Raw genomic sequence first — 10,100 nt, 5'->3', positions numbered from 1 at the left:
CCCGCAGCGACCAGGAATGGGTCCAAGACTCACTCCTGCTCACTGACTAGGCCCGTACTTCGCAGGTCAGCCGTTAGGAACGCCTCAACTCAAGATCGTTGGCCGATCTCGGCCGCGTTGGCCCAGCCGTGACAGACCGCACGGCGTCAACTATCCGATGGCGACCGATCGCGACCGGTTGATCTTCACGATCGGGTGACCTGCGAAGTCCGGGACTAGGAACGGTGGGTCAGCCGTACATGTTCAGCAGCTGCTCCGCCGAGAGCTCGGTGACCGCCTCCGCTGCCGCACCCGGAAGCGGAAGCTCGAACCAGACCGTCTTGCCCCGATGGGTGCGCCGGGTCCCCCAGCCCGCCGAGAGCAGCCCGACCAGCTGCAGCCCCCGCCCGCCCTCATCGGTGTCCCGGGCGCGCCGGCGCCTCGGCTGGACCAGGTTCCCGTCCCACACCTCGCACACCAGGGTGCGGTCCAGCAGCAGCCGCAGCCGGATCTCCCCCTCCCCGTACCGCAGCGCGTTCGTCACCAGCTCGCTGACCAGCAGTTCCGTCGTGTCCAGCAGCCCCTCCAGGCCCCACGCCGGCAGCTTCGCCCGCGCCAGCTCCCGCGCCCGGCCCACCGAGCGGGCCTCGCGCGGCAGCTGCCAGTCGCCGACGGCGTCCATCGGCAGGCCCTGGACCCGCGCCATCAGCAGCGCGATGTCGTCTTCTCCGTGCCGGGTGTCCAGGGTGTTCAGCACGTGGTCGCAGACGTCCTCCAGCGGCCGGACCGGGTCCGCCAGCGCCTCGCGGAGCCCCCGCAGGCCTTCCTCGAGCGGGTGGTCGCGGGACTCCACCAGCCCGTCGGTGTAGAGGGCCAGCAGCGCCCCCTCCGGCAGTTCCACCTCGACCTCCTCGAACGGCTCGCCGCCCACGCCCAGCGGCATCCCGGGCGGCACCTCCAGCAGCAGAGCGGGCCGCGGGGCGCCGCCCTCCTCCGGGGGTTCCACCAGCACCGGCGGCATATGGCCGGCGTTGGCGATCGTGCAGCGCCTGGTCACCGGGTCGTACACCGCGTAGACGCAGGTGGCGAGGTACACCTCCGAGCGGTCCGCGTCCCGCGAGTGCAGGGCGGCCCGCGAGGCCTGCTGGGAGCCGCCGGGCGCGCCGAGCCCCCGGGCGATCTCGTCCAGGGCGGTCAGCACCTCCGCCGGTTCGAGGTCCAGCAGCGCCAGGGTCCGTACGGCGGTCCGCAGTTCGCCCATCGCGACGGCGGCCCGCAGCCCGCGCCCCATCACGTCGCCGACGACGAGCGCCGTGCGGTGCCCGGGCAGCTCGATGACGTCGAACCAGTCCCCGCCGACCTCGGTGGCCGCGTTCCCCGGCAGGTACCGGCAGGCGATGTCCAGGCCGGCCGCCTCCGGGTCGCCGGGGGGCAGCAGGCTGCGCTGGAGGATCAGCGCCCGCTCGTGCTCGCGCCGGTACAGCCGCGCGTTGTCGATGCACACGGCGGCCCGTGCCGCCAGCTCGACCGCGACGGCCCGGTCGCGTTCACCGAAGGGCTCGCTGCCCTTCGTACGGGAGAACTGCGCGAGCCCGACCACCGTGTCGTGGGCGACCAGCGGTACGACCAGCGTGGACTGGACGAGGCCCTCCGGTCCGCCGCCCTCGATCAGCCGCGGCCGCGCCGTCCGCAGCGCGAGCGCGCCGGGCGACGCCGCCGGATAGCGGTGGATGTCCCCTACGGACACGGGCGCGCCCGGGCCCGACAGCGGCGCGTCCGACACGGCCGAGGCGAAGGCGACCCTGCGCAGCGGTGCGGAGGGGGCCCGTCCGGCGCCTTGCCCGGGCAGTGAGGGGACCCCCGGTCCCTGCGGCCGGGCGGGGCGGTCGTCGTCGCCGAGCAGCAGCCCCTGGTAGAGGTCGACGGCGGCCAGGTCGCAGAAGCCCGGGACGGTGACGTCGAGGAGTTCGCGGGCGGTGGTCTCCAGGTCCAGGGAGTTCCCGATGCGGTGCCCGGCCTCGTTGAGCAGGGCGAGGTTGCGGCGGACCCCGGCGGCCTCGCGGGCGGCGAGGTGGCGGCGGGTGACGTCGGTGCCGATGCCGGCGATGCCTACGGGGCGGCCGGTGCCGCCGTGCACGCGGTAGAGGTTGATGGACCAGTGGCGGTCCTCCCGGCTGCCGGGGGCGGCCCCGGTGATCCGCAGGTCGGTGACCGAGTCCCCGGTCTCCAGCACGCGGCGCAGGGCCTCGGCCATCCGGTCGGCCTCGAGCGGCGGCAGGTAGTCGTGGACGGTACGGCCCCGGTGCTCCTCGGCGGCCCCGCCGAAGACGGTGGCGAAGCGGCGGTTGGCCCGCTGCACGGTGAGGTCGGTACCGAAGAGCAGGAAGCCGAAGGGGGATTGGCCAAATATGGCCTGCGATGCCGCAAGATCGGATTCGATCCGGCGCAGGGCGCGTACGTCGACGACCACGCACAGCGCGGCCCGCTCGGCGGTTTCGGTCTGGGTGGGCATCACATAGATCTCGGCCACGCCGTGCGCGCCGTTCCCGCCCGGGATCCGGAAGGGGATCAGGCCTGTCCACTCCTTGCCGTCGAGGATCTCGGCGACTCGGCGGTGGGCGTCGGCGCGCAGCTCGGGCGGCATGAAGGCGTCGACCGGATCGCGCCCCACCGCCTGCGCGGCCGTCAGGCCGAAAAGGTCCTCGGCGCGCAGGCTCCACTGGTCGATGAGCCCGTCGGGCCCGATCGAGAACGATGCGACCTTTATGTAGTCATATATCGAGCCAGGCGGACTGCTGTGCCACAAGGAGTCGTGCCATGTCTCCCGAGGCACGTCGGCCTGATGTGCCTGCGCAGGTATCTCGCTCACGCGACCGTCCCCTCCAGCTCACCGCAACCGGACCGGCCATGACCGCAGTATTCAGCACACGGCCCCTGACGGCACGGCGTTCACGATCACAAAAAGGTCCCGTTAGTTTTTAGCCACCTCGTGCGACGGACGGCCACCCTTCCCCTTGTTACTCACCAGGAAGTGCCAACTCGAACCACACAGTCTTGCCCGACTTCCCGTGCCGGGTCCCCCAGCGCTGGGAGGAGACGGCGACCAGGTGAAGTCCGCGGCCGCCCTCGTCGCTGGGCTTCGCGATGCGCTCGCGGGGCGGATCCGGAAGCGGATCTGAAACTTCCACGAGCAGCGCGGGGCCGCCAGCCCCGCCGTCGGCGGCTGAATCACGCCGTTCCAGCCGGACCCCGATCGGGCCGGAGGCGTACCGCAGGGAGTTGGTGACCAGCTCGCTGACCAGCAGGACGGTCACATCGCCGACGGACTCCAGGCCCCAGGCCCTGAGGGTGCCGCGCACGGCGTGTCGGGCGGTGCGGACAGCGCCGGGCTCGGCGGGGAAGGCCCACTCGGCGCATTCACCGTCTGTGTCGATCACGCCGATCACTTCCCGGGCCAGCAGCGACCCCAGTCCGGTTCGTCGGTAACGAAAGGGGGACGAGATAGGGATTAATAGCGACATACCCGATATTTGGGGCGGCGTACCACGCGATCCCCCGTGCACCGGCGCACTGTGGCGCAGACGGCCTACAGCGCGAGCGTCATGCGCCCCCGGCGCAGACGCCGTCGGCCGCGCCGCCCTCAGCGGTCACTCCGACCGCGCCGGTGCGCAGCCGGCGTCCGGCCTCGGCGACCGCGGGCCGGTCCTGGTCCAGCCAGTCGACCGACCCCAGGTCCTCGGGCGCGAGCCAGCGCAGCTCGTCGTGGTCCTCCAGCGGCGCGGGCACCCCGGACAGCAGCCGGGCGGTCCACACGTGCAGCACGAGGCCGGGCTTGAGGGGCCACTCCCCCGGGATCCGCTCCAGCGGCTCGGTCTCGACGCCGAGCTCCTCGCGCAGTTCGCGCACCAGCGCCTCGGGGACGGATTCACCCGGCTCGGCCTTGCCGCCCGGCAGCTCCCAGCGGCCGGCCAGCTCGGGTGGTGCGCTGCGGCGGGCGGCCAGCAGGCGCCCCTCATGACAAAGGGCTCCGCCCACGACCACTCGTACCGTCATGGGGGGAGCCTATGTCAACGCTGACGCTCAGTTCATCGTGGCGGTCTGACCGATCCGCTCGACCCAGTAGAGCTGCTTGTGTCCTCTGTCGCCGAGGCTGTCGACGACCTTCTGGGCCTCGGCCCGGGTGGCGTACCGGCCCACCCGGTAGCGGTTGCCGTTGTCGTCCTGACGTATGACCAGCCATAGGAGCAGGGCACCGCTGTCGTTCATCGCGTTTCACCCTCCGCCGACGTACCTGCCCGGGAAACCGCATTGCGCATATGCCTGAGCTTACGCCCGACCTTTACGCAGCGGATACGGATTTTCACGAAGAGATACCTAGGGGGCGTACGCATCCGGCCATGTGTACGAGTGGGCCGTGCGCGCCGGTTCAGATCCGGCGCACGGAGGGCACCGGACCCGCCCGCGTTCGGGCCCGCTGGTCACCCAGGCAGTCAACGGCCGCAGGGGAAGGGCGAGTCCGGTCGCGAGGAAGGCGAAGGGCGGCCCCGGCACAGCCGCCGAACAGCCCGAAGAAGGCGAGAACCGAGCCGGTGAAGGCGACCAGCCCCGCCGGCGATTGAGGCGCGGGGTGCGGGGTGCGCGGTGCGGGGTGGGGGCGGACCCCCGGCGGCGGCGCCGCAGCCGGAACAGCAGCCGCGGTCAGCGCACCGGCAAGTGGTACGACAGGCGGTACCGGTCCGCCGGAACGACGACGTCCGCCGTCTCGACGGCGCGGCCGGAGGCAAAGTACGTGCGGCCGATGACCAGCACCACATGCCCCGGCACCCCGCCCAGCAGCAGGATCTCCTCCGCCAGCCCCGGCCGGGCGCCGACCTCCTCCACCACGTTGTCGACGACGACGTCGATCGCGGCCATCCGGTCGACCACCCCGGAGCCGCCCAGCGGCCCCTCCTCCGGCAGCATCACCGGGGTCCGGCCGGTCACGGCGAGCGGCTCCCAGGAGGTGGACAGCATCATCGCCTCCCCCGCGTCGCGGAAGACGTACCGGGTCCGCATCACCCGTTCCCCCGGGCCGATGCCCAACCGCTCCGCGATCTCCGTCGGCGCGCCCGTCTGCTCGCTGCTCGACTCCCACGTGCCGCGCGCGCCCGACTCCGCCTGCTCCTGCCGGAAGGGCGTCGACGTGCCGCCCGTGCGGTAGCCGGAGCGGGCGACCCGCCGCGGCACCGGCTGTTCCCGTACGTACGTACCCGATCCGGACCGGCCCTCGACCAGCCCCTCCGCCATGAGGACCTTGCGCGCCTCCAGCGCCACGGTGTCGGAGACCCCGTACTCCTCGCGGATGCGGGCCTGCGAGGGGAGCCGGGTGTGCGGGGGCAGGGAGCCGTCGGCGATCTTCCGTCGGAGATCCCCCGCCACGCGCAGATAGGCCGGCTGCTCACCGAAAGTCACTGGCCACTCCCATCAGGTTGACAGACAGCTACACCCTGGCAACCGGCGGTTGAACATCGCAAGCAAGGGCCAAGGTTTCACCCGAAGTGATGAAGCCAGGTCACTCAAACCCGTTACCGCGTGTTACCCCGACGACGTCACACGGACTCGGTCGAGGGAGCGCGCCCGGGCCCACCGCCCGGCCCGCCCGGCCCGCCCTGCCACTCCTCCAGCCATTCCGGAACCGTCGTCGCCAGCCCGTACGCGCCGCGCAGCGACTTCTCCGTCTCCACCGACATGGCGCCCATGGCCAGGTCCCCCTGCTTGTCGAACTCCGCTGCCGTCCGCGCCTGCGAGGCCTTCACCCACAGCTTGCGCGCCGCCTCGATCTCCTTGAGCGTGGCCCGCGCCGCCGCGTCCATACCGGGCCGGCCCTTGTGCGCCTCCAGCACCTTCGCCTCGTCGCCCAGCGCTCCGTGCACCTTCAGCGCCCAGGCCCGGTGCTCGGGCAGCGCGTCCTCGACATCCTCTTCCGGCGAGCGGCCCACGAGGAACTCGACCGCGTTCGCCGCCTTCAGGAACTCCACCTGCCCGGGCGTCAGCTCCGCCTCGCCCCGGCGCAGACTGCCGCGCTGCTCCTCATCGGTCGTCGCGATCACACACAGCAGCTGCCGGTCCCCCTGCCGCCAGGTCTCGCGGGAGGGGGCGAAGTAGAACATCTGGGCGGTGGCGGGCAGCGCCCAGGTGTCCATCGCGTAGGCGTCCTGGGCCTTCCAGCAGACGTCCTCGGTGTGGCGGTCCGCCTCCTCCGAGCCCGGGGCGCCCTCCAGGCCCACCGCCTCGGAGAGGGTCACCTCGCCGTGGTGCGGCTCCGCGCAGTCGATCTTGTAGATCAGGGGCCGGTTGTCCCTCATGTCCGCGCCCGGGACGTTGAAGCAGTCCCCCCTGAGCAGGTCCTCCATGTCCGTCAGCTCGCCCTCGGCCTCGGTCAGTTCGCCGATCCGGTCGAAGCGTTCGCCGAGCGCCGTCGCGACCCGGCCGGCGGTCAGGACCAGTACGCCGGTCATCACCACGGACACCGCCAGGCCCGCGATCGCCAGCGCCTTGCCCCGCTGCCGCTTGTTCGGGATCTGTACGAGGGCCACGATCCCGAAGACGACGCCCAGCGGCGGAAAGCACAGCAGGCCGACGAGGAGCGAGGCGAGCGCGAAGCCGTTGAGCGCCGGCGGGGCCTGCCCGTAGCCGGGCGGCGGTGCCCACGGGTGCTGCGGGGAGGGCGGGGGCCAGGAGTGGCCCGGCCCGGCGGGAGGACTCGGCGGGGTGGTCACGGGGCGAGGGACTCCCTCACAGGGGGCGCGAACGGATGCGCGAATAGTACGCAGCGGGGGCGACCGCCCTGTCGGTCGCCCCCGCCTGTTCATCGCGGCTCAGCCGTGCGCCCGGCCCGGGCGCGTTGCCCTGCACTCAGCCGTGCGCCCTGCGCCGGTACCTCGGCCGCTCGGTCCCTGGTTCCTCAGTTCCTCATTTCCTCATTACCCACTCGGTGTCCCGGACCTCAGAACTGGAGCGCCCAGGAGTCGATCTTCCCGGTGTCGAGGTTCGCGTTGTCGTTCACCCGGAGCTTCCAGACCCCGTTGGCGACCTCGGCGGAGGCGTTGACCGTGAAGGTCTTGATGATGTTGTCCGCGCTGCCGCCGGCGCGGTTGTGCAGGGTGTAGACGGTGCCGTCGGGCGCGACCAGGTCGACCTTGAGGTCACCGATGTACGTGTGCTTGATGTCGACCGGGACGCTCAGCGTCGCCGGGGCGTTGCCGGAGATCCCGCTGACGGTGATCGGCGATTCGACGGTGGAGTTGTCGTTGATCGCGTAGTCCGCGGTGTTCTCGAAGCGGGTGCCCGGGTTCGGCGGCGTGGTGCTGCCGCCCACGTACAGGAGGCGGTTGGGGGAGCCGCTGCCGGGGCTGGTCACCACGTTCGGGGTGGCCGCGTTCACCAGGCCGTCGCGCACCTGGGCCGGAGTGCTCGTGGGGTTCTGCGAGAGGTACAGCGCGGCCGCGCCCACGACGTGCGGGGTCGCCATCGAGGTGCCCGAGATGGTGTTGGTGGCGGTGTCGCCCGTACCCCACGAGGAGGTGATGGAGGAGCCCGGCGCGAAGATGTCGAGGATCGTGCCGTAGTTGGAGTAGCTGGCCTTGGCGTCGGAGTTGGTGGTGGCGCCGACCGTGATGGCCTCGGCGACGCGCGCCGGGGACTTGGTGCTCGCGTCGGTGGACTCGTTGCCCGCGGCCACGCCGAACGTGATGCCGGAGGCTATGGAGTTGCGTACGGCGGTGTCGAGCGCCGAGTCGGCGCCGCCGCCGAGCGACATGTTCGCCACGGCCGGCTTGACCGCGTGCTGGGTCACCCAGTCGATGCCGGCGACGACCTGGGCGGTGGTGCCGGAGCCGTTGTTGTCGAGGACGCGGACACCGACGATCTTGGCTTTCTTGGCCACGCCGTACGAGCCGCCCGCGACGGTGCCGGCGACGTGCGTGCCGTGGCCGTGGCCGTCCTGGGCGGTGTTGTCGTTGTCGATGGCGTCGTAGCCGTAGGAGGCGCGGCCGCCGAAGTCGGTGTGGGTGATCCGGACACCGGTGTCGATGATGTACGCGGTGACGCCCTCGCCGGCCTTGTCCGGGTACGTGTAGCTGTTGTCGAGCGGGAGCGGGCGCTGGTCGATGCGGTCCAGGCCCCAGGACGGCGGGCTGGGCTGGGTGCCCTGAGTGTCGTTGACGGTGAAGACCCGGTTCTGCACGACCGACTTGACGGCCGGGTCGGCGGCGAGCTTTCTGGCCTGCGCCTCGGGGAGGGCGACGGCGTAGCCGTTGAGGGCGGCGCTGTAGGTGCGGTCGATCTTCGCGCCGTAGCGCTTGACGACGGCCTTGCCGCTGTCGGCGGTGGAGCGGGCGGCCGAGTCCTTCAGGGTCACGATGTAGCTGTCGGCCACGGAGCCGGGGGCGCCGGCGTTCTCGATGACGCCCTGCGCGGGGCCGTCGGCCGCGGAAGCGGGCAACGCGGCGGCCGCGCCGAGCGCGAGGGCCGCGATGGCGGCGGCGCCGATACCGGCGAATTTCCGGCGGGTGTGACGGATCACGGACATGTGGGGGGTCCTCCTCGGTGGTGAACTGAGGCAGCATGCGAGCATGGACATGACAACTCTCAGGCCCTTGGGCAGGCCTGCCGCGCCGCTGCCTCCGAAAGGTTGGCCCACCCTTTCGCCATCCCACAAGAGCCCGGCGAACCCGTAACATCCGTGCCACACAACGGCCATGAACGAGCAAAGGCGCTCCGCACATGACGCAGGCACTGCCGGGTTACGTCTGCCCCGCGGACGACACGCGCGCGGACATCCGTACGGCGCCCTGGTGCTGCCCGGTCTGCGGCGGTCCGTGGGATCTCGACTTCACACCGGATCCGGCCAGTCCGCTCGAACCGGCCGCCGGGCCCAACTCGCTGTGGCGGTACGGGGCGGCGCTGCCGCTGCCGGGCGCGTTCTCCGTGACGATGTCGGAGGGGAACACTCCGCTGGTCCCGCTCGGGGAGCGGATTCACGCCAAGCTGGACTACCTGATGCCGACGCTGTCCTTCAAGGACCGGGGCGCGGTGATGCTCGCGGAGCTGGCCCGGCGGCTGCGCCCGGAGCGGGTGGTGGCGGACAGCAGCGGCAACGCGGGGACGGCGGTGGCGGCGTACTGCGCGCGGGCCGGACTGAGTTGTGAAGTTTTCGTGCCCGAGGGCACCTCGGCGAAGAAGACCGGCCAGATGCGGGCGCACGGCGCGGCGGTCCGGGTGATTCCCGGTGACCGGGAGGCGACTGCCCAGGCGGCGCGGGCCGAGGCGGACCTGCCGGGGGTCTTCTACGCGAGCCACGTCTTCAACCCGTACTTCCTGCACGGGACGAAGACGTATGTGTACGAGGTGTGGGAGGAACTCGGCGGCCGGCTGCCGGAGGCCCTGGTCGTCCCGGTGGGCAACGGCACGCTCCTGCTCGGCGCGGCGCTCGCGGTGGAGGAGCTGGCCCGGCGCGGCGTCCGGCCGCCGGCGCTGATCGCGGTCCAGGCGGAGGCGGTGGCCCTGCTGGCGGCGGCCTTCGCCGAGGGCGCCGAGGACGCCGGTCCGGTGCCGCAGCTCCCCACCGTGGCGGAGGGGATCGCGATCCCGGCGCCGCCGCGGGCGCGTCAGATCCTGGCGGCGGTCCGGAAGTCCGGCGGCACGTTCCTGATGGTCTCGGACGACCGCCTCCGCGAGGCCCAGCGGGACCTGGCCCGCCGCGGCTTCTTCGTCGAACCGACGGCCGCGGCCTGCTGGGCGGCGGTCGGCCCCGCCGCCCCCACCGACCCCTTGCAGGGCCGGACGGCGGTCCTGCCCCTCTGCGGCGCGGGCGCCAAAACGGGTCTGGCCTGACGGCGCCGCCCGCCGCGGCGCGGGCCGGGCCCCCGGTCCCGGGCCGGGCCTGACCGGCGGATCCGGTCGCGGTGCGGGTCGCGGTGCGGGTGCGGTCCGGGTCGCGGGCCGGGCCGGGCCTCACCGGAGGGCCGCCGCAGCGCGGGCCGCGGTGCGGGTGCCGTCCGGGTCGCGGGCCGGGCGGTGGTCTGCTGCGCGAGCCTCTCCCCGCCCCGCCCTTCCTCCGTTCCCCGGGCTCTGCCCGGACC

At 72.5% G+C, this 10,100-nt stretch carries 8 protein-coding genes; 1 reads left to right on the top strand and 7 read right to left on the bottom strand.

All coding sequences use genetic code 11. The features are described from left to right. Positions 1-229: 229 nt before the first annotated feature. The 7 genes from J7E94_RS24425 to J7E94_RS24395 form a co-directional block, all read right to left on the bottom strand. Positions 230-2,839, bottom strand: coding sequence for a SpoIIE family protein phosphatase (locus tag J7E94_RS24425; protein WP_215018939.1), 2,610 nt, complete (start codon positions 2,837-2,839; stop codon positions 230-232). Positions 2,840-2,996: 157 nt separating this feature from the next. Further along, positions 2,997-3,425: an ATP-binding protein gene (locus J7E94_RS24420; protein ID WP_215018938.1), complete on the bottom strand. Its 429-nt coding sequence runs from the start codon at positions 3,423-3,425 to the stop codon at positions 2,997-2,999. Between the two features lie 154 nt (positions 3,426-3,579). Continuing rightward, a complete protein-coding gene (locus J7E94_RS24415) occupies positions 3,580-4,032 on the bottom strand; it encodes a (deoxy)nucleoside triphosphate pyrophosphohydrolase (protein ID WP_215018937.1) in 453 nt (150 codons plus the stop codon). A 27-nt stretch (positions 4,033-4,059) separates the two neighbouring features. Beyond that, positions 4,060-4,245: an SPOR domain-containing protein gene (locus J7E94_RS24410; RefSeq protein ID WP_215018936.1), complete on the bottom strand. Its 186-nt coding sequence runs from the start codon at positions 4,243-4,245 to the stop codon at positions 4,060-4,062. 432 nt (positions 4,246-4,677) lie between these two features. After that, the gene (locus J7E94_RS24405; protein WP_215018935.1) at positions 4,678-5,430 is read right to left on the bottom strand and encodes a GntR family transcriptional regulator; all 753 of its coding nucleotides are present in this window, start codon (positions 5,428-5,430) and stop codon (positions 4,678-4,680) included. A 137-nt stretch (positions 5,431-5,567) separates the two neighbouring features. Beyond that, entirely contained in the window at positions 5,568-6,737 is a 1,170-nt protein-coding gene (locus J7E94_RS24400) for a DUF4190 domain-containing protein (protein ID WP_215018934.1), read from the bottom strand. A 227-nt stretch (positions 6,738-6,964) separates the two neighbouring features. Beyond that, positions 6,965-8,548: a S8 family peptidase gene (locus tag J7E94_RS24395; RefSeq protein WP_215018933.1), complete on the bottom strand. Its 1,584-nt coding sequence runs from the start codon at positions 8,546-8,548 to the stop codon at positions 6,965-6,967. A 194-nt stretch (positions 8,549-8,742) separates the two neighbouring features. Between J7E94_RS24395 and J7E94_RS24390 the strand changes: the two genes are divergently transcribed. Then, a complete protein-coding gene (locus J7E94_RS24390; RefSeq protein WP_215018932.1) occupies positions 8,743-9,852 on the top strand; it encodes a threonine synthase in 1,110 nt (369 codons plus the stop codon). The last annotated feature ends 248 nt before the right edge of the window (positions 9,853-10,100 follow it).

The organism is Streptomyces sp. ISL-94, from assembly GCF_018614075.1.
GTDB lineage: Bacteria > Actinomycetota > Actinomycetes > Streptomycetales > Streptomycetaceae > Streptomyces.
Note: the sequence above shows the minus strand (reverse complement) of the source record. Positions and strands in the feature narration are given on the sequence as shown.

Coding starts and splice junctions, on each gene's coding strand:
- J7E94_RS24415 (WP_215018937.1), bottom strand. CDS start 4,032: ATGACGGTACGAGTGGTCGTGGGCGGAGCCCTTTGTCATGAGGGGCGC.
- J7E94_RS24410 (WP_215018936.1), bottom strand. CDS start 4,245: ATGAACGACAGCGGTGCCCTGCTCCTATGGCTGGTCATACGTCAGGAC.
- J7E94_RS24395 (WP_215018933.1), bottom strand. CDS start 8,548: ATGTCCGTGATCCGTCACACCCGCCGGAAATTCGCCGGTATCGGCGCC.
- J7E94_RS24390 (WP_215018932.1), top strand. CDS start 8,743: ATGACGCAGGCACTGCCGGGTTACGTCTGCCCCGCGGACGACACGCGC.